General features: G+C 65.8%; 20 protein-coding genes. 8 read left to right on the top strand and 12 right to left on the bottom strand.

Translation table 11 applies throughout. The features are described 5' to 3' along the window. Nucleotides 1-49: 49 nt before the first annotated feature. The 4 genes from LC062_RS00620 to ugpB all read right to left on the bottom strand — a co-directional run bounded on the left by LC062_RS00620 (nt 50) and on the right by ugpB (nt 4,312). A complete protein-coding gene (locus LC062_RS00620; RefSeq protein ID WP_224909108.1) occupies nt 50-1,093 on the bottom strand; it encodes a sn-glycerol-3-phosphate import ATP-binding protein UgpC in 1,044 nt (347 codons plus the stop codon). 7 nt (nt 1,094-1,100) lie between these two features. Next, nucleotides 1,101-1,937, bottom strand: a complete 837-nt coding sequence (ugpE, locus tag LC062_RS00615; protein WP_224909758.1) for a sn-glycerol-3-phosphate ABC transporter permease UgpE — start codon at nt 1,935-1,937, stop codon at nt 1,101-1,103. Between the two features lie 8 nt (nt 1,938-1,945). Further along, a complete protein-coding gene (ugpA, locus tag LC062_RS00610) occupies nt 1,946-2,827 on the bottom strand; it encodes a sn-glycerol-3-phosphate ABC transporter permease UgpA (RefSeq protein WP_224909107.1) in 882 nt (293 codons plus the stop codon). A 165-nt stretch (nt 2,828-2,992) separates the two neighbouring features. Beyond that, nucleotides 2,993-4,312, bottom strand: coding sequence for a sn-glycerol-3-phosphate ABC transporter substrate-binding protein UgpB (gene ugpB, locus LC062_RS00605; RefSeq protein ID WP_224909106.1), 1,320 nt, complete (start codon nt 4,310-4,312; stop codon nt 2,993-2,995). Between the two features lie 400 nt (nt 4,313-4,712). On the opposite strand from ugpB, the gene LC062_RS00600 reads away from it, so the two are divergent. The 7 genes from LC062_RS00600 (at nt 4,713) to LC062_RS00570 (ending at nt 14,095) form a co-directional block, all read left to right on the top strand. After that, the gene (locus LC062_RS00600) at nt 4,713-6,728 is read left to right on the top strand and encodes a PhoX family protein (RefSeq protein ID WP_224909105.1); all 2,016 of its coding nucleotides are present in this window, start codon (nt 4,713-4,715) and stop codon (nt 6,726-6,728) included. Nucleotides 6,729-6,937: 209 nt separating this feature from the next. Beyond that, entirely contained in the window at nt 6,938-8,416 is a 1,479-nt protein-coding gene (locus LC062_RS00595; RefSeq protein ID WP_224909104.1) for a replicative DNA helicase, read from the top strand. Nucleotides 8,417-8,474: 58 nt separating this feature from the next. Continuing rightward, on the top strand, nt 8,475-9,704 hold the full coding sequence (gene alr / locus LC062_RS00590; protein WP_224909103.1) for an alanine racemase: 1,230 nt from the start codon (nt 8,475-8,477) through the stop codon (nt 9,702-9,704). Next, nucleotides 9,704-11,098: a DNA repair protein RadA gene (gene radA / locus LC062_RS00585; RefSeq protein WP_224909102.1), complete on the top strand. Its 1,395-nt coding sequence runs from the start codon at nt 9,704-9,706 to the stop codon at nt 11,096-11,098. Before alr ends, radA begins: the two co-directional genes overlap by 1 nt. A 78-nt stretch (nt 11,099-11,176) precedes the next feature. Beyond that, complete coding sequence (locus tag LC062_RS00580; protein WP_224909101.1) at nt 11,177-11,809, top strand: CvpA family protein; 633 nt, start codon at nt 11,177-11,179, stop codon at nt 11,807-11,809. A 59-nt stretch (nt 11,810-11,868) separates the two neighbouring features. Further along, on the top strand, nt 11,869-13,344 hold the full coding sequence (purF, locus tag LC062_RS00575; RefSeq protein ID WP_224909100.1) for an amidophosphoribosyltransferase: 1,476 nt from the start codon (nt 11,869-11,871) through the stop codon (nt 13,342-13,344). Nucleotides 13,345-13,351: 7 nt separating this feature from the next. Continuing rightward, on the top strand, nt 13,352-14,095 hold the full coding sequence (locus tag LC062_RS00570; RefSeq protein ID WP_224909099.1) for an SDR family NAD(P)-dependent oxidoreductase: 744 nt from the start codon (nt 13,352-13,354) through the stop codon (nt 14,093-14,095). A 454-nt stretch (nt 14,096-14,549) separates the two neighbouring features. Here the strand turns inward: LC062_RS00570 and der are convergent, their stop codons facing one another. The 4 genes from der to LC062_RS00550 form a co-directional block, all read right to left on the bottom strand. After that, the gene (der, locus tag LC062_RS00565; protein ID WP_224909098.1) at nt 14,550-15,965 is read right to left on the bottom strand and encodes a ribosome biogenesis GTPase Der; all 1,416 of its coding nucleotides are present in this window, start codon (nt 15,963-15,965) and stop codon (nt 14,550-14,552) included. Between the two features lie 70 nt (nt 15,966-16,035). Next, on the bottom strand, nt 16,036-17,361 hold the full coding sequence (locus tag LC062_RS00560) for an outer membrane protein assembly factor BamB family protein (RefSeq protein ID WP_224909097.1): 1,326 nt from the start codon (nt 17,359-17,361) through the stop codon (nt 16,036-16,038). Then, the gene (locus LC062_RS00555) at nt 17,358-18,035 is read right to left on the bottom strand and encodes a tetratricopeptide repeat protein (protein ID WP_224909096.1); all 678 of its coding nucleotides are present in this window, start codon (nt 18,033-18,035) and stop codon (nt 17,358-17,360) included. The genes LC062_RS00560 and LC062_RS00555 overlap by 4 nt, the downstream gene beginning before the upstream one ends. Before the next feature lie 160 nt (nt 18,036-18,195). Beyond that, nucleotides 18,196-18,771: an NnrU family protein gene (locus LC062_RS00550; protein ID WP_224909095.1), complete on the bottom strand. Its 576-nt coding sequence runs from the start codon at nt 18,769-18,771 to the stop codon at nt 18,196-18,198. A 248-nt stretch (nt 18,772-19,019) separates the two neighbouring features. On the opposite strand from LC062_RS00550, the gene LC062_RS00545 reads away from it, so the two are divergent. After that, the gene (locus LC062_RS00545) at nt 19,020-19,286 is read left to right on the top strand and encodes a PilZ domain-containing protein (protein WP_224909094.1); all 267 of its coding nucleotides are present in this window, start codon (nt 19,020-19,022) and stop codon (nt 19,284-19,286) included. A gap of 27 nt (nt 19,287-19,313) precedes the next feature. Here the strand turns inward: LC062_RS00545 and LC062_RS00540 are convergent, their stop codons facing one another. The 4 genes from LC062_RS00540 to LC062_RS00525 are packed head-to-tail and all read right to left on the bottom strand — an operon-like array spanning nt 19,314 to nt 23,401. Beyond that, complete coding sequence (locus tag LC062_RS00540; RefSeq protein WP_224909093.1) at nt 19,314-20,642, bottom strand: aspartate aminotransferase family protein; 1,329 nt, start codon at nt 20,640-20,642, stop codon at nt 19,314-19,316. Nucleotides 20,643-20,654: 12 nt separating this feature from the next. Continuing rightward, nucleotides 20,655-21,554, bottom strand: a complete 900-nt coding sequence (locus LC062_RS00535; protein WP_224909092.1) for a MurR/RpiR family transcriptional regulator — start codon at nt 21,552-21,554, stop codon at nt 20,655-20,657. Between the two features lie 4 nt (nt 21,555-21,558). Beyond that, nucleotides 21,559-22,863, bottom strand: a complete 1,305-nt coding sequence (locus LC062_RS00530) for a TRAP transporter large permease (RefSeq protein WP_181761879.1) — start codon at nt 22,861-22,863, stop codon at nt 21,559-21,561. Further along, nucleotides 22,856-23,401, bottom strand: coding sequence for a TRAP transporter small permease subunit (locus tag LC062_RS00525; RefSeq protein WP_224909091.1), 546 nt, complete (start codon nt 23,399-23,401; stop codon nt 22,856-22,858). The genes LC062_RS00530 and LC062_RS00525 overlap by 8 nt, the downstream gene beginning before the upstream one ends. Between the last annotated feature and the right edge of the window lie 78 nt (nt 23,402-23,479).

Below are 23,479 nucleotides of genomic sequence, written 5' to 3'. Positions count from 1 at the left end.
CCTTCCGGCGGCCGCCAGCACGGGCGGCCGCCGTTTTTTTTTCATTGCTTCAGTCGATCCGCTTTTCGTCGGCGCCGAAGAAGTGCAGCTTGTCGGCCTCGCAGGTCACATGTACCCGGCTCTCGCCCACCGGCGCGGTCCGGCCACCATCCAGCCGGACGATGATCACCTCGCCATCATCCAGACGCACATGGGCCAGCGTTTCCGCTCCCAGCGCTTCGACGATCACCAGCTCGCCGCTCCAGGCCGCCTGCCCCTCGCCGCAGAAGCTCAGATGCTCCGGCCGCACGCCGACCGTCTTTGCCAAGGCGGGCGCCGCCTCGCCGAAGGAAGCGGCAAGACCGCTGCCCTGCAAGCGCTCGACCGACAGGAAGTTCATCGGCGGCGAGCCAATGAAGCCGCCGACGAAGGTGGTCGCCGGCTTTTCGTAAACGGCGAGCGGCGTGCCGATCTGTTCCGCCACGCCGCCGTTCATGACGATGATCCGGTCGGCCAGGGTCATGGCCTCGACCTGATCGTGGGTCACGTAGAGCGAGGTCACGCCGAGGCGCCGTTGCAGCGTCTTGATCTCCACCCGCATCTGCACCCGCAGCTTGGCATCGAGGTTCGACAACGGCTCGTCGAACAGGAACACCGCCGGCTTGCGCACGATCGCCCGGCCCATGGCAACGCGCTGACGCTGACCGCCGGAAAGCTGGCGCGGCTTGCGCTCCAGGAACGGCTCCAGCTCCAGCATCTTCGCCGCCACCGCCACCCGCTCGCGGATCTCCGCCTGCGGCACCTTGGCGATCTTCAGCCCGTAGGCCATGTTGTCGAAGACACTCATATGCGGATAGAGCGCGTAGTTCTGGAACACCATGGCGATGTCCCGCTCACGCGGCTCCAGCTTGTTGACCACCCGATCATCGATACGGATCTCGCCGGAGGTGACGGTCTCCAGACCGGCGACCATGCGCAGGAGGGTCGACTTGCCGCAGCCGGACGGGCCGACGATGACGATCAACTCGCCATCCTCAATATGGGTATCAACCCCGTGGATGACCTCGGTCTTGCCGTAGGACTTGCGCAGGTTGGAAAATGCGATTTGCGCCATCGGAACCCTATTTCTCAGTATCCACGAGGCCCTTGACGAAAAGCCCCTGCATGAAGACGACAACGGCGACCGGCGGCAGCATCGCCATCAGTGCGGTTGCCATGATGACCGGCCATTCGGCCACATCGTCGCCGGATGGGAACATCTGCTTGATGCCCATGACGATGGTGTTCATTTCCGGCTTGGTGGTGATCAGCAGCGGCCACAGGTACTGGTTCCAGCCATAGATGAACAGAATGACGAACAGCGCCGCGATATTCGTGCGCGACATCGGCAACAGGATATCGACGAAGAACCGGATCGGCCCCGCCCCATCGACCCGCGCCGCCTCGATCAACTCATCCGGCACCGTCAGGAAGAACTGGCGGAACAGGAAGGTCGCCGTCGCCGAGGCGATCAGCGGCAGGATCAGACCGGAGTAGGAGTTGAGCATCCCGAAGCCGGCAGCGACCTCGTAGGTCGGCACGATCCGCACCTCCACCGGCAGCATCAGGGTGAGGAAGATCAGCCAGAAGAACACCATCCGGAAGGGAAAGCGGAAATAGACGATCGCATAGGCGGACAGGATCGAGATGGCGATCTTGCCGATGGCGATGCCGAGCGCCATGACGCTGGAATTCATCAGCATCAGCCAAACCGGCGAGTTGATGCCCTGGGACAGCGCCGTGCCGTAGTTCTCCAGGAAGTGCGGCCCCGGCAGCAGGGGCATCGGCGGGCGGGCGATTTCCTGCTGGGTCACCGTCGAGGCGACGAAGGCCAGATAGATCGGGAAACAGATCGCCGCGATGCCGGCGATCAGGCTCATATGGGTCAGCCAGGTGCCGATCCCGCGTTTTTCGACCATGCCGCTCATCAGTAATGCACCTTGCGTTCGACATAGCGGAACTGCACCACCGTCAAAAGGCCGACGACGACGAGCAGAACCACCGACTGGGCGGCGGAGGAGCCGAGATCCTGGCCGATGAACCCGTCCGCGTAGACCTTGTAGACAAGGATCGTCGTCGCCTGCTGCGGCCCGCCGCCGGTGATGGTGTGGATCACGCCGAAGGTCTCGAAGAAGGCGTAGACGATGTTCACCACCAGCAGGAAGAAAGTGGTCGGCGACAGCAGCGGGAAGACGATGGTCCAGAACCGCTTCCAGAAGCTCGCCCCGTCGATCGCCGCCGCCTCGATGACGCTACGCGGAATCGCCTGCAGGCCGGCGAGGAAGAACAGGAAGTTGTAGCTGATCTGCCGCCAGGCCGAGGCGACCACGACCAGCCCCATCGCCTCGCCATCGTTCAGCACGTGGTTCCAGTCATAGCCGATGGCGTTGAGATACCACGCGACGAGACCGACGTTGGGGTTGAACATGAACAGCCACAAGACGCCGGCAATCGCCGGGGCGACCGCGTAGGGCCAGATCAGGAGCGTGCGATAGGCACCCGATCCCTTGATGATCCGGTCGGCCATCACCGCCAGCCACAGAGCCGCCCCCATCGACAGGAGGGTGACGGCGGCGGAGAACACCGCCGTGGTCTGGAAGGAGGCCAGGTAATAGGGGTCGGAAAACAGGAATTCGAAGTTGCCGAAGCCGACGAACTGCGACTTCAGCCCGAACGGATCGGGAATGAAGGCCGACTGGTAGATCGCCTGCCCGGCCGGCCAGAAGAAGAACACCGCCGTGACCAGGATCTGGGGCGCCAGCAGGGCGTAGGGCAACAGGCGATTGTTGAATACGACGCGTTTTTGCATGTCCCGATCACCGGAAGAGGACGCGGCGCGCCTGAGCGGACCGCGCCGGAAAATGGGAAGACGCGCGCCCCGGGAAGCTCCCGGGCCGCGCGCGCTGTTCTCGGGGCCGCTGGCGTCAGGCCGGCCGGAGACCGGCCACCGTCAACGGTGATCCCGCGTCCCGCCTCAGCGGTTGGCCTGCTCGAAGCGGCGCAGCAGCTGGTTGCCACGGGCGACCGCGTTGTCGAGGGCGGCCTGAGCCGTCTTGTCGCCGGACCACACAGCTTCCAGTTCCTCGTCGATGATGCCGCGGATCTGGTCGAAGCTGCCGAGACGCAGGCCCTTGGAGTTGGCCGTCGGCGCCTTGCCGGTCATCTGCAGGATGGCGATGTCGGTGCCCGGGTTCTCCTTGTAGAAGCCGGCGTCCTTGGTCTGCTCGTAGGCGGCCATGGTGATCGGCAGGTAGCCGGTGTTCTGGTGCCAGGAGGCCTGGATGTCGGCGCTCGACAGGAAGTTGAGGAACTCGGCGACGCCGGCGTATTCCTCATCCTTGTGGCCGGCCATCACCCACAGCGACGCACCGCCGATGATGGTGTTCTGCGGCGCACCCTCGGTGCCCGCCCAATACGGCAGCGGACGAATGTCGAAGGCAAAGTCGGCTTCCGCCTTCACGCCCGCGTAGCCGGCGGAGGATTCGGTGAAGAAGGCGCATTCGCCAGCGCGGAAGCGGGCGCCACCCTCATTGCGGCGGCCGGCATAGATGAACTTGCCGTCCTTCGCCCACTGGCCCATGGCTTCGATGTGCTTCACCTGGACCGGACCGTTGAACGACAGCTCGGTGTCGAGGCCGGCAAAGCCGTTCTCCTTCGTCGCGAAGGGAACGTTGTGATAGGCGGAGAGGTTCTCAAGATGCACCCAGCTCTGCCACGCGGTGGTCAGCGGGCAGCTCGACCCGGAGGCCTTCACCGCATCCATCGCCTCGTTGACCTTGTCCCAGGTCGACAGGTCCATGTCCGGATCGAGGCCGGCCTTGGTCAGCGCGTCGCGGTTGACGTAGAGAACCGGGGTGGAGGAGTTGTACGGCAGCGACAGCATCTTGCCGTCGGTGGTGGTGTAGTAGCCCTTGACGGCGGCCAGATACGCATCCGCGTCGAACGGCTTGCCAGTCTCTTCCATCACCTCGAAGACGGGCTTGATCGCGCCCTTGGCCGACATCATCGTCGCGGTGCCGACCTCGAACACCTGCAGGATATGCGGTTGCTCGCCGGCGCGGAAGGCGGCGATGCCCGCGTTCAGGGTCTCGGAATAATTGCCCTTGTGCGAGGCCACGACCACATAGTCGCTCTGCGAGGAGTTGAACTTCTCGACCTGCTCGGTGAGCAATTCGGCCAGACGGCCGGAGAATGCATGCCACCACTGGATTTCGGTCGCGGCGTAGGAAACGCCGGTGCTGCCAGCCAGAATCGTCGCTGCGACGAGACCGGCGAGTGTCTTGCGATGTGCCATGTTTGTTTAGCTCCCAAACTCGGGGGACGACCCGACATGCGGTTGAACTGAGGCCCATGATCGGAGAACCCGGATCATGCCGAACGAAAACGCCCGCATTTCGTATTGTTTTCATATGAACGCGAAATGTCGCTCACATGAACATTAAGCGACAGTTCCATGACGTTCGCAACCCCGGAACGGCGACACCCACACCTCTCCTGCCCGCCCGGCGGCATCACAACCGGTAAATGCTGGGCGCGATCGGGCTATTTTGAGGGCGCACCGTCCAGGAAATGCGACTAAAGTGATGGAATATTTCATGAAAATGTCACGGATCGGCCGCATCAATTTCCCGAGCGGAATGTGACCCCGCCAGTTATCCACGCAACCTGAAGCGTGTCCTTGAGGGAGAATGGCAATGACCAGACTGCGCCAGACGGATGATTTCGGAAACAAGGCCGAGGCTTTCGAAGAGGCCGACAACACGGTACTGAGCCCGGCCGAAGCGAAAACCTTCGGCGACATCGTCAACGCCCGTTATGGCCGCCGCGACGTCCTGCGCGGCGTTCTTGGCGTGAGCGCCGTCACCGCCCTCTTCGGCACCACCGCGCTGACCGCCGCGCCCGGCACCGCCCGCGCGGCCAGCGGCAGCTTTGCCTTTGCCGAGCTGGAAAGCGGCAATGACGAGCGCCACCATGTCGCCGAGGGCTACGATGCCGATGTACTGATCCGCTGGGGCGATCCGCTGTTCGACGATGTCGGCCCGTTCGATCCGCAGAATCAGAGCGCCGCGGATCAGCTCCGCCGCTTTGGCTACAACAACGACTATGTCGGCTTCCTGCCCCTGTCGGAAGACGGCAAGCGCGGCCTGCTTTGCGTCAATCACGAATACACCAACGAGGAAGTCATGTTCCCCGGCATTGGCCGGCAGGACAACAAGGACTTCGCCGACATGACCCGCGCGCTGGTCGATATCGAGATGGCGGCCCATGGCGGTTCCGTCTTCGAGATCGCCCGCGATGACGCCGGCAAATGGTCGGTGGTCACCGGCTCCAAATACAATCGCCGCATCAGCATGCTCGACACGGAAATGACCGTCGATGGCCCCGCCGCAGGACATGCGCGCCTGAAGACCGCCGCCGATCCGGAAGGCACCCGGGTGATCGGCACCTTGAACAACTGCGCCGGCGGCATGACCCCCTGGGGCACCTACCTGATGGCCGAGGAAAACTTCCACGGCTACTTCTGGACCGACAAGCTGAATGCCGACGGCAAGCCGGTGATCGAAGGCCCGCAGGCCGCCAGCCTCAAGCGCTATGGCGCGCCGGGGCGCTGGTACAACTGGGGCCAGCACCACGACCGGTTCAATCTCGACAAGGAGCCGAACGAGGTGAACCGCTTCGGCTGGATCGTCGAGGTGGACCCGCTCGATCCCGCCTCCACCCCGGTCAAGCACACCGCCCTTGGCCGTTTCCGCCATGAAGGCGCCGAGGCGATCGTCAACGGCGATGGCCGGGTCGTGATCTACAGCGGCGACGATGCCCGCTTCGACTACGTCTACAAGTTCGTCTCCAGCGGCACCGTGTCGGACGACCGCGAGGCAAACAAGAAGCTGTTGTCCGAAGGCACGCTCTATGTCGGCCGGTTCCAGGCCGATGGCCGGCTCGAATGGCTGCCGCTGGTCCATGGCGAAGGCCCGCTGACGGCAGAAAACGGCTTTGAAAGCCAGGCCGACGTCTTGATCGACACCCGCCTTGCCGCCGATGCCCTTGGCGCCACCCCGATGGATCGGCCGGAAGACGTCCAGCCGGGCGAAAAGGGGCGAGTCTACATGATGCTGACCAACAACACCCGCCGCAAGGAAGGCCAGGAGGATGCGGCCAACCCGCGCGCCGACAACGCCTTCGGTCATATCGTCGAGATGGTCGCGCCGCAGGAAGATCATGCGGCCCGGGAATTCACCTGGAGCATCCTGGTCAAATGCGGCGATCCGCGCGTCGCCGAGGTCGGCGCCCAGTGGGGACCGGAAACCTCCGAGCACGGCTGGTTCGCCTCCCCCGACAACTGCGCGATCGACGCCGCCGGCCGGCTCTGGGTCTCCACCGACCAGGGCTCCAACTGGGGCAAGACCGGCAAGTCGGACGGGCTTTATGCGGTCGAAACCGAGGGGGCACTGCGCGGCTCCTCGAAGCTGTTCTTCCGCTGCCCCGTCGGCGGCGAGCTGTGCGGCCCCTACTTTACGCCGGACCAGAGCGCCCTGTTCCTCGCCGTCCAGCATCCGGGGACGGACGGCACGAAGAACTTCAAGGGGTTCGAGCGCAACTCGACCTTCGAGGATCCGGCAACCCGCTGGCCGGACTTCGTCGAGGGCATGCCGCCGCGCCCCTCGGTGGTCGTGGTCACCCGCAAGGATGGCGGCAAGATCGGCGGCTGACCTCCCCGGCCGCGCCAACCGGATGCCCCGCCGTCTCGGCGGCGGGGCACTCCTGAGCCGGCGAAAGTCTTCACATTCTCAACGTCAACCGTGATTCACAGGTTATCCCGGTGATTCACGGGCGCGTCACGCTTGCCGGGAATCCCGCGCCACACCCTTCCCTCGCCTGCCTGCCTCCGCTACGAGAGAGGCAGCAGCGAGGAAACGAGATGAACGGTCCGGCACCAGCGCCCGACAAGAACGACGCAACCGTGATGCGCGTGGCGCCGCATAACGCGGAAGCCGAACGGCAGCTCCTGGGCGCGATCATCGTCAACAACGAAACCTACTACCGGGTCTCGGATTTCCTCGAACCCGGCCATTTCTATATTCAGCCGCATCGCGAGATCTACGAGAAGGCCGGCCAGCTCATCCGCGCCGGCAAGATCGCCTCGCCGATCACGCTGAAGACCTTCTTCGCGCATGACGCGCGGATCGCCGACCTGCCGGCGGCGCAATACATCCTGCGCCTGACCGCCGATGCTGCCTCGATCATCAATGCCGAGGATTACGGCCAGGCGATCTATGACCTTGCCATTCGCCGCAATCTGATCCGCATCGGCGAGGACATGGTCAACATCGCCTATGACGCGCCGATCGAAATGCCGCCGGAAGCGCAGATCGACGATGCGGAACGGCGCCTGTTCGAACTGGCGGAAAAGGGCCGCAGCGACGCCGGCTTCGTCTCCTTCGGTGACGCCCTTTCGGCCACCATCGAAATGGCCGCCGCCGCCTACCAGCGCGAGGGCGCCCTGTCGGGCATTTCCAGCGGGCTGAAGGATCTCGATGCGCTGATGGGCGGCTTGCAGCCCTCCGACCTTATCGTCCTGGCCGGACGTCCGGCCATGGGCAAGACCTCGCTCGCCACCAACATCGCCTATAATGTCGCCGAGGCCTACCGGGCCGAGGAACAGCCCGACGGCGCGCTCAAGACCACCAATGGCGGTGTGGTCGGCTTCTTCTCGCTGGAAATGTCGGCCGAACAGCTGGCCACCCGTATCATTTCCGAGCAAACCGAAATCTCCTCCTCGAAGATCCGCCGTGGCGACATCAGCGAGCATGACTTCGAGAAGCTGGCGGCCGCATCCCAGACCATGCAGGCCGTGCCGCTGCATGTGGACCAGACCGGTGGTATCTCCATCGCGCAGCTCGTCGCCCGCGCCCGCCGCCTGAAGCGTCAGCGCGGCCTTGACCTTTTGATCGTCGACTACATCCAGCTTCTGTCCGGCTCGCAGAAGAACCAGGGTAACCGCGTCCAGGAAATCACCGAGATCACCACCGGGCTCAAGGCGCTGGCGAAGGAGTTGAACGTCCCGATCATCGCCCTGTCCCAGCTCTCCCGCCAGGTCGAATCGCGCGACGACAAGCGGCCGATCCTGTCGGACCTTCGCGAATCGGGCTCGATCGAGCAGGACGCGGACGTGGTGATGTTCGTGTTCCGTGAGGAATATTATCTGGCCAAGGCTATCGGCAACGAGGCAACGCCCGAGGACATGGAAAAGCTGGAACGGGTTCGGAACCGGGCGGAAGTCATCGTCGCCAAGCAGCGTCACGGCCCGACCGGCACCGCCAACCTGCACTTCCAGGGCGAGTTCACCCGCTTCTCCGACCTTGCCGAAAGTGACCGTTTCCCCGAACCTCACGAGTAGGTTACCAACGCGCCATCCGATTCTGGCGCGCGAAGCCGGGACGTTAGAGGGCGCAGCCGTGCCCACGGCGACAAACGAACTGATGGATCAGGATGTGAAGGTCTCGCAAGGAACGGGTGACCGGGACGGGGCGGAGTTCCCGGAAAACGGTCGGATTACGGTCGACCTCGGCGCGCTGGCCGACAACTGGCGCACGCTGGCCGCACAGCTTTCGGGCGGTGCCCGCTGCGGTGCCGCCGTCAAGGCCGACGGCTACGGCCTTGGTGCGGGTGAAGCGACCCGTACCCTGTGGCGCGCCGGCTGCCGCAGCTTCTTCGTCGCCACCCCGCAGGAAGGGGCAAATCTGCGCCGCGACCTTGCCGCCATGGGTCCGGAAGCGGCTGAGGCGGAAATCTATGTGCTGAACGGCCTCTACTCGGGCGCCGCCCCCGCCTACAGCCGCCACGGCCTGCGGCCGGTTCTCGCCACCCCCGCCGATGTGGCGGAATGGGCCGATCACGCCCGCCGCACCGACGCCCCCTGCCCCGCCGCCCTGCATGTGGACACCGGCATCAGCCGGCTTGGCCTCTCCCCGGACGAGGCGCGGGCGGTTGCCGCCTCCGGCTTTCGCCCCGCGCTGGTGATCTCGCATCTGGCCTGCGCGGACATGCCGGGAAACCCGATGAACGACCGCCAGCTCGGCCGCTTTCGCGAACTTGCCAGGCTGTTTCCGGATGCGCGCAAGTCGCTGGCCAATTCCGCCGGCATCTTCCTTGGGCCGGAATATCATTTCGATCTCGCCCGCCCCGGCATCGCCCTTTATGGCTCGCAGGCCACGGCGAACGAGGAAAGCCTCCTCAAGACCGTCGTCACGCTGGAAGCGCGCATCCTTCAGGTGCACCCGCTGAAAAAGGGCGACACCATCGGCTATGGCGCGGCCTTCGCCGCCGAGCGGGACATGCAGGTGGCCATGGTGGCCGCCGGCTACGCGGATGGCTACATGCGGCGCGCCGGCTCCGCCAGCGGACAGCCTGGCGCCCGCGCCTGGCTCGCCGGCCATTATCTGCCGGTGCTTGGCCGGGTCTCCATGGACATGACCGCCTTCGACGTCACCAACGTCCCGATGGACAAGGCCGTCCCCGGCGCTCTGGTCGAGCTGTTCGGCCCGCATGTCTCCGTCGATGAAGCCGCTTCCTGCGCCGGCACCATCGGCTATGAGTTCCTCACCTCGCTGGGCGCACGTTTCACCCGGCGCTACCTGCCGGACACCGCCGCCGACAACGGCACCGCCGCGGACGCGGCCAACTGATGGCCAAGCGCGGCACCTCCTTCGTCTGCCAGTCCTGCGGTGCCACCACTGGCAAATGGGCCGGCCGCTGCGATGCCTGCGGCGAATGGAACACCCTGGTCGAGGAACGCACCGGCGGCGGCGTCGGCGGCACCCCCAACCCGGTGGCCGGACGCAAGGGCCGGGTCGTCCCGCTCGTTGGGCTGACCGGCGACACGGAAGAAGCTCCGCGCATCGCCACCAAGGTCGGCGAACTCGACCGGGTGACCGGCGGCGGCTTCGTGCGCGGCTCGGCGCTGCTGGTCGGCGGCGATCCGGGGATTGGCAAATCGACCCTCCTGATCCAGGCGGCGGCCCGGGTCGCCCGGCTGGGGCACAAGGCGGTCTACATTTCCGGCGAGGAGGCCATCGGCCAGGTGCGTCTGCGCGCCGCCCGCCTTGGCCTTGCCGATGCGCCGGTGGGGCTGGCGGCGGAAACCAGCGTGGAGGATATCCTCGCCACCCTGACCGCCGGACCGCCGCCGGCGCTGGTGATCATCGATTCCATCCAGACCCTGTGGACCGAGACCATCGATTCCACACCCGGAACGGTCTCCCAGGTCCGCGCCTCGGCCCAGGCGCTGGTGCGCTATGCCAAGTCGAGCGGCGCCACCGTGATTCTCGTCGGCCACGTCACCAAGGACGGGCAAATCGCCGGCCCCCGGGTCGTCGAGCACATGGTCGATGCGGTGCTCTATTTCGAGGGCGATGGCGCGCATCAGTACCGTATCCTGCGCTCGGTGAAGAACCGCTTCGGCGCCACCGACGAAATCGGCGTCTTCGAGATGTCCGACGCTGGCCTGCGCGAGGTCGCCAACCCGTCGGCGATGTTCCTCGGCGAACGCAGCGGCCGGTCCCCTGGCGCGGCGGTGTTCGCCGGCCTTGAAGGCACCCGGCCGCTGCTGATCGAGATCCAGGCGCTGGTCGCTCCCTCGCCGCTCGGCACCCCGCGCCGTTCGGTGCTGGGCTGGGACAGCGCCCGCCTGTCGATGATTCTCGCCGTGCTGGAAGCGCGCTGCGGCGTCCGCTTTTCCCAGAACGACGTCTACCTCAACGTCGCCGGCGGCTTGCGGATTACCGAGACCGGCGCCGATCTTGCGGTGGCCGCGGCGCTGATCTCCTCGCTCAGCGGGGTTGCCCTTCCAGCCGATTGCGTCTATTTCGGCGAGGTCAGCCTTTCCGGGGCGGTACGGCCGGTCTCGCAAGGGCAAAGCCGGTTGAAGGAAGCACGCAAGCTCGGGTTCTCGACTGCGGTCGTGCCGGAGGCAAACATCAGTGACGGCAAGGTCGAAGAAGCGGCGGTTACCGGACTTTCGGAATTGGCCGAACTGGTAAGCCGTATCGCAGCCGGCTCTGCCGGAGATCCCGCGTCATAGGATCGAACCGCGCCCGGCCCACGCGGATCAATGGGCCGACCACGCCGTAATGGCAGCGATCAGGGACTGTGCGGAGCAATGCCGATCACGCTTCTCGACGGAATCCTCCTCGTCATCATGCTCATGTCGGCGGTCCTCGCCATGATCCGCGGCTTCGTCCGCGAGGTCCTGTCGATCGCTTCATGGGTCGCGGCGGCTGTGGCCGCCTATTTCCTTTATGGCCAGGTTCTGCCCTTCGCCAAGCAGTATATCGGCCATGAGCAGGTGGCACTCGGTGTCTCCGTGGCCGGTGTTTTCCTCGTCACGCTGATCATCGTCAGCTATATTACCATGCGGATTTCGGATTTCGTGCTCGACAGCCGGATTGGCGCGCTTGATCGGACCCTTGGCTTTGTCTTCGGCGCGCTGCGCGGGCTGCTGCTGGTGGTGGTCGCGATGCTGTTCTTCAACTGGTTCGTCCCGGCGACGGAACAGCCCGCCTGGGTCGCCGGCGCCAAGTCGAAGCCGATGCTGGACACGATCGGCGACAAGCTGGTCGCCACGCTGCCGGAGAACCCGGAAAAGGAAATCCTTGACCGGATCCGCAACCGCACCGGCCAGGCCCCGTCTCCCGCGCAAGGTGGCGCGGTTCCGGCGGAAGAGCCGGCCTATTCGGATTCTGAACGTCGCGGTCTCGAACAATTGACCGCGCCCGGTTCGACCAACAACTGAACGGCGCGCCGGACCGGCTTCCGGCATCCTTGATGCGACATCTGCCCAGGAGCAAAGCGATGATCAGCGACACCACGCTGGAGCTTTCACAGGATGATTTGGACGGCGATACCCTGCACGAAGAATGTGGGGTGTTCGGCGTTCTCGGCCATGATGACGCGGCCGCCATCACGGCGCTCGGCCTTCATGCTCTGCAGCACCGCGGGCAGGAAGCGGCCGGCATCGTCACCTTCGACGGCAGCCAGTTCCGCTCCGAGCGCCATCTCGGCCTCGTCGGCGATCACTTCTCCAATGCGGAGACGATCAGCCGCCTGAACGGCCCCTACGCCATCGGCCATGTGCGCTATTCCACCTCCGGCGAAACGATCCTGCGCAATGTGCAGCCCTTGTTCGCCGAGCTGGATGGCGGCGGCATCGCCGTTTGCCACAACGGCCATTTCACCAATGCCATGACCTTGCGGCGCAAGCTGATCAAGGAAGGCGCCATCTGCCAGTCGACCTCCGATTCTGAGGTCGTGCTCCAGCTTGTGGCCCGCAGCCGCAAGGACAAGATCGTCGACCGGTTCATCGATGCCATCTCGCAGATGGAAGGCGCCTATTCGCTGGTGGCGCTGACCCGCAAGAAGCTGATCGGCGCCCGCGATCCCTATGGCATCCGCCCGCTGGTGCTCGGCGACCTCAATGGCGCGCCGATCTTCGCCTCGGAGACCTGCGCCCTCGACATCATCGGCGCCACCTTCATCCGTGAGGTGGAAAACGGCGAAGTGGTGGTCTGCAGCCCCAGCGGCATCGAAAGCTACTTCCCCTTCGGCCGCCGGCCGGCCCGCCCTTGCATCTTCGAATACATCTACTTCTCGCGGCCCGATTCCATCCTGGGCGGGCGCAGCGTCTACAATGTGCGCAAGGAGTTCGGTCGCCAGCTCGCGCAGGAAACCCCGGTCGAGGCCGATGTGGTGGTGCCGGTGCCCGATTCCGGTGTTCCCGCCGCGCTCGGCTACGCCGATGCCTCCGGCATTCCCTTCGAGCTCGGCATCATCCGCAACCACTACGTCGGCCGGACTTTCATCGAGCCGACCCAGCAGATCCGCACCCTCGGCGTGCGGCTGAAGCACTCCGCCAACCGGGCCCAGATCGAGGGCAAGCGGGTGGTTCTGGTTGATGACAGCCTGGTGCGCGGCACCACCTCGGTGAAGATCGTGCAGATGATCCGCGATGCGGGCGCGCGCGAGGTACATTTCCGGCTGGCCTCGCCGCCGATCCGCTTCTCCGACTATTACGGCATCGACACGCCGGTGCGCGAGAAGCTGCTGGCCGCCAAGTACAGCCTTGAGGAAATGCGCAATTACATTGGCGCCGATTCCCTGGCCTTCCTGTCGGTCGACGGCATCTACAAGGCCATCGGCTACGAAGGGCGCGACAACGACGCCCCGCAGTTTACCGATCACTGCTTCACCGGCGACTATCCGACGCCGCTCACGGACATGGCCGAGGAAGGCGATGTCACCCACCTCCCGCGTCTGGTCGAAGTAGGATAAATCACGCATGACGAAACGGTTTGAAGGACGGGTCGCCGTGGTCACCGGCGCCTCGCGCGGTATCGGCTATTTCACGGCCCGCGCGCTGGCGGCGGAAGGTGCCCATGTGGTGGCGGTCGCACGCACGGTCGGCGGGTTGGAGGAGCTCGACGACGAGATCCGCGCCGACGGTGGCCAGGCGACGCTGGTGCCGGTCGACCTGACCGACTACGACGCTCTCGACCGGCTCGGCGCCGCACTTTACGAACGCTGGAAGAAGCTGGATATCCTCATCGGCAACGCCGGCATCCTCGGCGGCCTGTCGCCGCTCGGCCATGTCGATCCCAAGACCTGGGACAAGGTGATGGCGATCAACGTCACCGCCAATTGGCGTCTGATCCGCTCGCTCGACCCGTTGCTGCGCCAGTCGGATGCCGGGCGTGCCCTGTTCCTGTCCTCAGGCGCGGCTCACAAGTGCAAGGCCTACTGGGGCCCCTACTCGGTATCGAAGGCAGCCCTGGAAGCGCTGGTGCGCACCTATGTCGCCGAGACCCTGACCACGCCGATCACCGGCATGCTGGTCAACCCCGGCCCGATGCGCACCGCCATGCGGGCGCAGGCCATGCCCGGCGAGGATCCGGAGACCCTGCCGCACCCGTCCGAGCTGGTACCGCATCTGCTCGACCTCGTGTCCCCGGAGAACACGGCGAATGGCCAGCTTTTCGACTTCCCGTCGAAGGAGTTGCGGGACTTCGTGCAAGTCTCCTCGTAAGGAAGCCAGAACGTGAAAAAGGCCCGCCTGTTATCCAACAGGCGGGCCTTTTTCATGTAATCGGGCGTCATCCCTGACGCAGCAAAGCGGAGCCGTGGTAGGGGCTGCTCTGCTCTTGAGACGGCCCCGCTCTCCGCGCGTCCTCCCGGACGAAGCGTCAGCGCGACCCGGGACCGGAGAGCCACGGCCCCGCGCCTCCACCCCGATGAAAACGCACGTCTTCTGGCCCCCCGATCCCGGCTCGGGGGCCGGGAGGACGCCGAGGTGCGGGGCACCGAATACCGCCATGCGCGCGGTCATCGTCTTCGTCAGCGCATGAATGAGAGACGAATTCACCGCAATGAGTTGATGACGCCGAGCGGCACCGTTGCCCTCGGTCAGAAATGAAAAAAGCCCGCCCTGCCAGATGGCAGCGGCGGGCTTCTTGATGGGTCCTGTGGGACAGCACGTCCGGCTACTGGATCTTGCGCTTTTGCGCCTTGGCCGCGTAAGGGTTCTCGCCCTTGCGGTAGCTCAGCCGGATCGGTGTTCCCGGCATGTCGAAGGTCTCGCGCAGGCCGTTCACCAGATAGCGGGTGTAGCTTTCCGGCAGGGTTTCGGGCCGCGAACAGAACACCACGAAATGTGGCGGCCGGGTCTTCGGCTGGGTCAGATAGCGCAGCTTGACCCGCCGCCCGGCGACCGCCGGGGGCGGATGATGGATCAACACGCCATCCAGCCAACGGTTCAGGCGTCCGGTCGACACGCGGCGGTTCCAGACCTCATAGGCGCTGAAGGCCGCTTCCATCAGCTTGTCGATGCCCCGCCCGTGCAGGCCGGACAGGGTGACGATGCGCACACCGCGAATCTGGTTGAGATAGCGTTCGGAGGCGTCACTGATCACCTGCATCGCCGCCGTGCGATCCTCGATCAGATCCCATTTGTTGATGGCGATCACAAGCGCCCGCCCCTCGCGGGCGACCAGATCGATGATCTGCAGGTCCTGCTTCTCGAACGGGATGGTGGCATCGAGCGTGACGATCACCACCTCGGCGAACTTGATCGCCCGCAGCGCATCGGCGACGGACAGCTTCTCCAGCTTTTCCTGCACCCGCGCCTTGCGGCGAATGCCGGCGGTGTCGAACAGCTTCACATGCCGGTCGTTCCAGACCCAGTCGACGGAGATGGAATCCCGGGTGATGCCCGCTTCCGGGCCCGTCAGCAGCCGGTCCTCGCCAAGAATCCGGTTGATCAGGGTGGACTTGCCCGCATTCGGCCGGCCGACGATGGTCACCCGCAGGGGCCGTTCGCGGCTGCCGGCCGGCGCCTCGTCCTCGGCATCCTCCACATCCACGTCGGTCTGTGCCTCGGCACCCGTCCCCTGGGCTGCCTCGACCCCATCGATGATCGGCAGCAGCGCGTCGTAAAGATCCGCCAGCCCCTCGCCGTGTTCCGCCGACATGGCAATCGGATCGCCAAAGCCGAGCCCGAAGGCCTCGTAGAGCCCGCTCTCGCCGGCCCGCCCCTCGGCCTTGTTGGCCAGAAGAATGATCGGCGTCTCGGTGCGACGCAGCAGATTGGCGAAATGGGCGTCGCTCGGGGTCACCCCGGCGCGCGCATCAATGACGAACAGCACCGCATCCGCATCGGCAATCGCTTCCTCGGTCTGCGCCCGCATCCGCCCTTCCAGCGAGCGCTGATCGGCTTCTTCCAGACCGGCGGTGTCGATGATGGTGAATTTCAGGTCGCCGAGGCGCGCATCGCCTGCGCGCCGATCCCGGGTGACGCCGGGCGTATCGTCGACAAGCGCCAGGCGTTTGCCGACGAGACGGTTGAACAGCGTGGACTTGCCGACATTCGGTCGGCCGATAATCGCGATGGTCGCAGGCACGGTATTACCACTTCATGGTCGCCCGCCGACAAGCGGCGCGGCGGGCGCGAGCAGGACGAACGGTCCTGGGTCAATTGAAGGCGACGACGTCGCCCTTGCTGGTGATCGTGATCATGCGCCCACCAGCGATGATCGGAGTAACGTAGATGTCCTCCGAGGTCTGTGTGGTCGCCAGGATCCGGCCGGAGGCCGCGTCGATGCGCACGAGGCGCCCGTCGCTCGATACCGCCACGAGAACCCCGTTGGCAAGCACCGGTCCGGCCCAGTTGATGCGCTTCTTCTTCTCAAGGCTCGGCAGCGCGGTCCGCCACAGCGGTTCGCCGCTCTTGCGGTCGATCGCAACCATCCGGTCCTCGATGTCGACCAGGAACACCGCCCCGCCAGAGACGACCGGCGTGTGCACCGAACCGACATTCTGCTCCCACAGGCGCTCGCCGGTCCTGAGCTTCGACGCGACCAGTCGCCCGGACACGCCGGAGGCATAGACCACCCCGTCGGCGATCACCGGGCTGGCGGAGACGTCGGAAAAACCGGAAACGGCGCGGGTGCGGAAGGAGCGCGTCACCCCCTCGATCCACTTCGGTTCGCCGCTCTTGATATCGACCGCCATCACCTCGCCCGAGGTGAAGGGAACGATCACGAGGCCGCCGGAGATCGCCGGATTGGCGAAGGCGAGCAGACCACTGTTTTCGGCAATACCGGAATAGGTCCAGCGCTCGGCGCCGTCGTCCTGGGCAAGGGCGTGCACCTCGCCGGTCTGGGTGACGGCGAACACCGTGCCATTGGCCGCTGCCGGCGCCTGACGCGCCGGAGCGCCGATGTCCTTGGTCCACAGCACCCGGCCCGAGCCGGCATCCAGTGCGGCAAGCTGGCCGTAGCCGGTGGCGGCGAAGACACGGCCGCCATCGACGACGACACCGCCGCCGGAGGCCACGTCATTCTCGCCTTCCGGGCGCAGCGAGCGGCGCCACGCGCGCCCGCCATTGGTGGACAGGGCCACCACGTCGCCATTCTGGGCATAAACGAAGATCCGACCGCCAGCGGCGACAGGGCGCGCGGCGATCCGCACCGCGCCGGAGAACAATCCGCCGCCGCTGCCGCCAACCGAGGCCCGCCAGGCACGGCCGCCGGAGATGTTGGTGGCGACATTGCCCGGATTGTTCGCGGCGTTGCCGCCGCCATGGGTCCAGGAGCCAGCCGAGGTGGCCGGACCGACCCGCGCGGTCTTGCCGGTGGTCTCGGCGAGCGGGTCCGCCCCTTCGAACAGCGCCTCGCGCTCACCCGGCAGGATCTTGTCATCCTTGGAGAACGGGTTGAGATCGGAAACGGTCTCGCATCCCGCGAGCGCCAGGGCACCGCACAGCAGCGCGGCGCGGATCATGAAACCACGCGTCATTGCGATTCGGCCTTCTTGTCGGGGGTCCCTTCCGCCGCGTTCAGGAGATCGAGAACGGTACCGACCCGCGCCACCACATCGCTGGGGGCCTCCGCGCTCTCGGTGATTTCCTCGATCCGGCGGCGAGCCTCGTCGTTGTCGCCGCTCTTCCAGGCGGCAAGCGCCAGCGCTTCGCCGGCCAGGAACCGCCAGGCGCTGTCCGGACCGGTGAGCGGCTCCAGACGATCCGCCGCGCCGGCGAAATCGCCCAGCTCCAGCGCCAAGTATCCGGCCCGCAGCCGCGCCACATTGCGCAGCAACGCATCCTCACCCGACTTGGCCGCGAAAGCGTCAAAGGCGGCCATGGCCTCGGCCTTGTCGCCGGCCTCGGCCTGAACGCCGGCGGCGCGCAAGGCTGCAAGCGCAGGATATCCGCCCTCGGCATCGGTCAGGCTGGCGAGCAGCTCCTGGGCCTCGGCCAGCTTGCCGTCCTCGGCCAGTTCGGAGGCCTTGATGAACACATCGCCCGATTTCTGCGCCTCGGTCTCGCGCCAGTACAGCCAGCCCCGATAGGCAGCCGTGCCGACGACCACGACAAGTGCGAGGGCGATCAACCAGGGCCCGAAGCGATCCCACAAGCGCTTGTAGCGCTCGTGCCTGATTTCCTCGTCGACCTCACGAAAAATGTCCGACATACGCAGCGATTTCCTGACGAAAAGAAGAGAAAGTGATGCGAGCGGCGCCCGCGCGGCGCCACCTTATCCATTTGCCATCCCACTGGCAAACGCCGTTCGCGCCCTCCTCGCGCCTCTTCATGGCGCAAGTGAGGCAAGGGCGCCCGCCAACCAGCGGTTATCAGACCACCGGCACGCCGATCAGCCACTCATGCAGCACGACGATGAAGGCGGCATAGAGGGCAAGACCGGCGAGAATGGCAATCACGTCGCCGCTCCTGGATGGCACGGCAATCGCCGCCCCGCCAATGTCGCCGCGCCGTTTCAGGGAGATCCGGTCGATGACGCCCCAGGCGAGAAACGCGCCGAACAGCAGCACCGAGGCCTGATCGCCATTGGCCAGCAGATGGGCCACGGCCCAGATTTTCACCGCCAGCACCATCGGGTGCTTGACGCCAGCCTTGATCCGGCCGCCCGGCGCATAGGCCGCGACCAGCAGCACGAAGACCGGCACCATCACCAGCATGGTCACATGCCGCAGCCACAGGGGCGGGTCGTAGAGCAGCGGCGAGCCGGCCATGCGCGCCTCGCCATAGCCATAGACGATCAGCGCGAAACCGATCAGCGAAACCACCGAAAAGGCCGCCTTGTAGCCGATCTCGCCCAGCTTGCCGCGCAGGGCGGTGCGCAAGGCCGGACGCATCGGCACGGCATGCGCCGCGAAAAACAGGATCAGCCCTGAAATCAAGATGCTCATGTCCTTGGTCCATCCCTCTCAACCGGAAGAGCAATTGCTGGCTGTGGATCGCATGACGCAGCGTGCAGGGTCAAGCATGACGGTCCGCGTCCGGACTTCCGCGTCTACGCATTTCCCACAGTCCACGGGTCCCTTGCGGCAGGTCTCCCAGCCGCTTATTCACAAGCGACGCAGTCCCCCTGCCCACCAGCGACAGGGAATCTGTGCTATATACACGTTGACGTGGAAACTTGAGGTCGACACACGCCATGACCGGTCCGGAACGCCGCAGCTCTCCCCGACACCGCACGCTCAAGAGCGGCAAGATCGTCATCAATGGCCAGAGCTCGGTGTTCGATTGCCGCGTTCGGAACCTGTCGGAAAACGGAGCTCTCTTGAAGCTTCCCTCAACGGTGTCGATCCCGGACAAGTTCGAGCTGCGCGTCGTCAATGACGACATTCGCGTCATCGCCGTGGTGCGCTGGCGCACGGGCACCGACCTCGGCGTCCAGTTCGAAGGCCCCGCGCCCGACTAGAGACGCGGGACCGAATACCTGCAAAGGTCAGAGCGCGGCGACCGCGCGGTCGACCGCATCGCCGAGGCGGTCGACGATCTCCCCGACCATCTGCGCGTCGATGTTATAGGGCGGCGCCAAGAGGATGTGATCGCCGCAGGTGCCATCCACGGTTCCCGCCCCCGGATAGACCAGCAGGCCCAGATCCATTGCCTCGCGCTTGATGCGCGCACCGATCCGCAGCGCAGGATCGAACGGGGTCTTGCGCGCCCGGTCTTCCACCAGTTCGATGGCCTGCAACAGGCCGCGCCCGCGAATGTCGCCCACATGGGCATGATTGCCGAACCGGGCGCCGAGCCGCGCCGAAAGATCGGCGCCACGGGCGGCGACATTGTCCATCAGCCGGTCGTCGCGGATCACCTTTTGCACTGCCAGCGCCGCCGCGCAGGCCACCGGATGGGCCGAATAGGTGTGCCCGTGCACGAAGCTGCCGCTGCCCTTGGCGAAGGTCTCATGAATGGCGCTGGTGCACATCACAGCAGCCACCGGCTGGAAGCCTCCGCCCAGCCCCTTGGCCAGCGTGACGAGATCCGGCGCAACGCCCTCTTCCTCGCAGGCGAGGAACCGGCCCGTCCGGCCGGCGCCGCACATCACCTCATCAAGAATCAGCAGGACGCCGTATTTGTCGCAGATCTCGCGGATGCGCCGGAAGTAGCCCGGCGCGGCCGCCACCGCCCCGGAGGTCGCCCCGACCACGGTTTCGGCCAGGAATGCCATCACCGTGTCCGGCCCGGCGGCGAGGATTTCCGCCTCCAGCAGATTGGCGGCACGCAGGCCGTATTCCTCGGGCGTTTCCTCCGCCTGCCGGTAACGATAGTCGAAGCAGGGCGCGATCTTGCGCTGTTCCAGAAGCAGCGGCGCATAGGGCTTCTGCCGGCCCGGATTGCCGCCGAAGGACAGGGCACCGAGCGTGTTGCCGTGGTAGCTCTGGTGCCGGGAGATCAGCACCCGGCGCTGCGGCTCGCCCCGCTCCACGTGATACTGGCGGGCCATCTTCACGGCGGTCTCCACCGCTTCCGAGCCGCTGCACACGTAATAGACCTTCTCCAGCGGCAGCGGCGTCGCCGTGCACAGGTGCTCGGCCAGTTCCTCCGCCCCTTCGGTGGTAAAGAAGCTCGAATGGGCGTAGTCGAGGGTGGAAAGCTGGCGCTGGATCGCTTCCAGAACGCGCGGCTCGCCATGGCCCAGACAGGAGACGGCGGCACCACCGCAGGCGTCGATGTAGCGGCGCCCCTCGGTGTCGATGATTTCGGCGCCCTGGCCCGAGGCGGCGACCGGCAAGCCGCCAAGTGCGGTGCGATGGAAAACGTAGCTCATGGCAGATCTTCTTTATGACTTGCTGCGGCGCGAATGCTGATAGGATCCGGAGGCGTAAAGTTGCTCCTCGATCCGGTTGATACGATCCGTCGCCGTGTCGCGCAGTTCGGCGAGAATTGCTCCGGCCAGGCTCTCCACCAGCGCAACGGCGGAGACGATGGACGGGAAGAAAGACGGGCTTTCGGCGGAGTAGAGCAACACGGTCCGTGCCTGGGCCTGCAGCGGCGTGGCCCGGCTGTCGCTGAGGCTGATCAGATCCGCGCCCGAACGCTGCACCGCCTCGCCGACCTGCGCGATCTCCCGCCCATAGGGCTGGAAGTTGATCGACAACACCGCATCGCCCGGCTCCAGCATGGACAGATCGGCAACGAGGGATGAGCCCTCGCCGCCGAGCAGTTCCACATTCGGCCGCAGCATCTTGCACAGATAGGTGAAGGTCAGCCCCGGCCCCCGGCAGCTCATGAAGGCGGCCACATAGACCCGCTTGGCATGGGCCAGGGTGCGGGCGGCCTCGGTGAAGGCTTCCGGCGGGTTGACCTGCGCGGCGAAGGCAAGGCTTGCCTCCTGCGCCCGGAAGGTCTCCGCCATCAGCCCGCCGGCCTTGTCGCTTTCCACCGCCGCCCGCGCCTTGTCCGCATAGCGCGCCGGAACGGTGCGCAGATGCTCGGTGTAAAGCGCGCGCATCTGCGACCAGTCGGCGAAGCCGAAGCTGCGGGCGAGCCGCACCAGCGTCGCCGGAGCAACGCCGGCCCGTGCCGCGATCTCGCGCATGGAGCTGATCACCACATCATCGGGATGGTCGATCAGATAGCGTGCCCCGTCGGCCAGCCGGCGCGGCAGCGCGTCCATGTCGGCGATCATGCGCGCGTTCAGCGCATCGAGGGTCGTTGGCGTGGACGCCGGTTCGCTCATGGCCCTACCCCCGTATCAGTTCCGGCAGCCACAGCACCGTCGCCGGAAATGCGATCAGTATGGCGACCGTCACCACGTCGGCAAGCAGGAACCACCCGACCCCGCGGAACACGTCACTGGTCGACACCTTGCCCGACACCACGTTCTTGATGACGAACACGTTGAGCCCGACCGGCGGCGTGATCAGGCCGATCTCCAGATACTTGGTGATGATCACACCGGCGTAGATCAGGCTGATGCCCGCATTGTCGAAGATCGGCAGCAGCACCGGCAGGGTCAGGAGCATGACGCCAATCGGATCGAGGAACATGCCGAGCAGAAGGTAGATCAGCGACACCGCCAGGATGATGGTCAGCGGTGACAGGTCGTCGCCGATCAGACCTTGCACGTAGTCAGGAAAGCCGGCGAAGGCGAACAGCCGGGTCAACAGTGCTGCGGCCACCGCGATCAGGAAGATCGCCGAGGTCGAGCGGATGGTCTCCAGCGCCGCCTGCACCAACGCCTTCCAGCTCAGGGTCTTCTTGGCAAAGCCGATCAGGATCGAGACCAGCGCGCCGATCGCCCCGGCCTCGGTGGCCGAGAACAGCCCGCCGAAGATGCCGCCGAACACGGTGACGATCAGCAGGAACAGCGGCCAGGTCTGCCCCAGCGAAACGAACCGCTCGCGCCAGTCAACGGCGGTCTCGCGCGGCGCCAGCGCCGGGTTGTACCGCACCCGCAACAGGATCATGGCGCTGTACATCACCGCCGTCAGCAGCCCCGGGATCACCGCGCCGATGAAGAGCTCGCTGACCGGCACCTCGGCGAAGACAGCGTAGAGCAGCAGGATGGTGCTCGGGGGGATCAGCGAGCCCATGGTACCAGCCGCGGCAATGGTGCCGACCGCCAGCTTGGGATCGTATCCGCGCTCCAGCATGGCCGGCACGGCGATCTTGCCCATGGCCGCCGCGCAGGCGACCGAAGATCCGGTGACGGAGGAAAACAGCGCCGCGCCACCGACGGAGGAGATCGCCAGCCCGCCGGGCAGGAAGGTCAGCCAGGCACGCGCCACCCGAAACAACCCGTCGGTCAGTCCGGCGGAGAAGCAGATGTAGCCCATGAACAGGAACATGGGGATGGCGCTGAGGCTCCAGTGCGCGGCGAAGGCATGCGGCACCGAGCGCAACACGCCCCAGGTCGCCCGTTCGCCCATCAGGATATAGATGCCGACGATGGCCACCAGGCCGAGGGCCGCGGCCACCGGCACGCGCAGGGCCAGCAGAACCAGCAGCGCACCGAGAGCCCAGTAAACGAGAGTGATGCTATCCAAGGTGCGCCCCCTTCGAATCGAGCGTGTTCGGCAGATATCCGCCCCGGCCGGTCACCGCGACCCGGATCGCGCCAACGGCGCGCACGAGGCACAGGAGGCCGGTCAGACATCCGGCAACGGGCAGGAAGAAGCGCGGTGGCCAGGTGATCACCGGGATCATGCCGACGATGAACTCGCCCTGCCGGGCGGCCCGCATCGCCTGTTCGAACCCGGCATAGGCGATCAGCCAGAGAAAGAGACCGAAGCACAGCAGCGCGAAGGCATCGCAAGCCGCGCGCCAGCGCGGGTTGAGCCGCTGGTGCAGAATGTCGACGGCGATGTTCTCGTCGCGCCATTCCACATTGAGCAGCGGCAGGAAGATGAGCGCCGGCATCCACCACTCGGAGACGATCTCAAGGGTCGAGGGCATCGGCATGGACAAAAGGAACCGTCCGGCGACATCCAGACAGACTTCCACCATCATCAGCACCAGGCAGGCCACGGCCGCCCAGGCCAGCCAGCGGCCGAGCCGGCCAAGGAAATTATCGAGTGTTTGCATGGGGTCCCCAGCTTGACAGGGCAAGGCGGCGGCAGCGGCGGCCGGTCCTCTTCAGACCGGCAAACGCCCCGCCGGATC

Origin of the sequence: Stappia indica (assembly GCF_020177335.1) — a bacterium.
Classification (GTDB): domain Bacteria; phylum Pseudomonadota; class Alphaproteobacteria; order Rhizobiales; family Stappiaceae; genus Stappia; species Stappia indica_B.
This window is presented reverse-complemented; position numbering and strand designations above follow the sequence as displayed.

Excerpts from the sequence above, each read along its gene's own strand:
- LC062_RS00545 (WP_224909094.1), top strand. The coding sequence starts at position 19,020 with ATGACCGGTCCGGAACGCCGCAGCTCTCCCCGACACCGCACGCTCAAG.
- LC062_RS00620 (WP_224909108.1), bottom strand. The coding sequence starts at position 1,093 with ATGGCGCAAATCGCATTTTCCAACCTGCGCAAGTCCTACGGCAAGACC.
- LC062_RS00555 (WP_224909096.1), bottom strand. The coding sequence starts at position 18,035 with ATGTCGGACATTTTTCGTGAGGTCGACGAGGAAATCAGGCACGAGCGC.
- ugpB (WP_224909106.1), bottom strand. The coding sequence starts at position 4,312 with ATGGCACATCGCAAGACACTCGCCGGTCTCGTCGCAGCGACGATTCTG.
- ugpE (WP_224909758.1), bottom strand. The coding sequence starts at position 1,937 with ATGGTCGAAAAACGCGGGATCGGCACCTGGCTGACCCATATGAGCCTG.
- LC062_RS00525 (WP_224909091.1), bottom strand. The coding sequence starts at position 23,401 with ATGCAAACACTCGATAATTTCCTTGGCCGGCTCGGCCGCTGGCTGGCC.
- LC062_RS00535 (WP_224909092.1), bottom strand. The coding sequence starts at position 21,554 with ATGAGCGAACCGGCGTCCACGCCAACGACCCTCGATGCGCTGAACGCG.
- LC062_RS00540 (WP_224909093.1), bottom strand. The coding sequence starts at position 20,642 with ATGAGCTACGTTTTCCATCGCACCGCACTTGGCGGCTTGCCGGTCGCC.
- LC062_RS00550 (WP_224909095.1), bottom strand. The coding sequence starts at position 18,771 with ATGAGCATCTTGATTTCAGGGCTGATCCTGTTTTTCGCGGCGCATGCC.
- LC062_RS00570 (WP_224909099.1), top strand. The coding sequence starts at position 13,352 with ATGACGAAACGGTTTGAAGGACGGGTCGCCGTGGTCACCGGCGCCTCG.
- purF (WP_224909100.1), top strand. The coding sequence starts at position 11,869 with ATGATCAGCGACACCACGCTGGAGCTTTCACAGGATGATTTGGACGGC.
- radA (WP_224909102.1), top strand. The coding sequence starts at position 9,704 with ATGGCCAAGCGCGGCACCTCCTTCGTCTGCCAGTCCTGCGGTGCCACC.
- LC062_RS00600 (WP_224909105.1), top strand. The coding sequence starts at position 4,713 with ATGACCAGACTGCGCCAGACGGATGATTTCGGAAACAAGGCCGAGGCT.
- LC062_RS00560 (WP_224909097.1), bottom strand. The coding sequence starts at position 17,361 with ATGACGCGTGGTTTCATGATCCGCGCCGCGCTGCTGTGCGGTGCCCTG.
- ugpA (WP_224909107.1), bottom strand. The coding sequence starts at position 2,827 with ATGCAAAAACGCGTCGTATTCAACAATCGCCTGTTGCCCTACGCCCTG.
- LC062_RS00595 (WP_224909104.1), top strand. The coding sequence starts at position 6,938 with ATGAACGGTCCGGCACCAGCGCCCGACAAGAACGACGCAACCGTGATG.
- LC062_RS00580 (WP_224909101.1), top strand. The coding sequence starts at position 11,177 with ATGCCGATCACGCTTCTCGACGGAATCCTCCTCGTCATCATGCTCATG.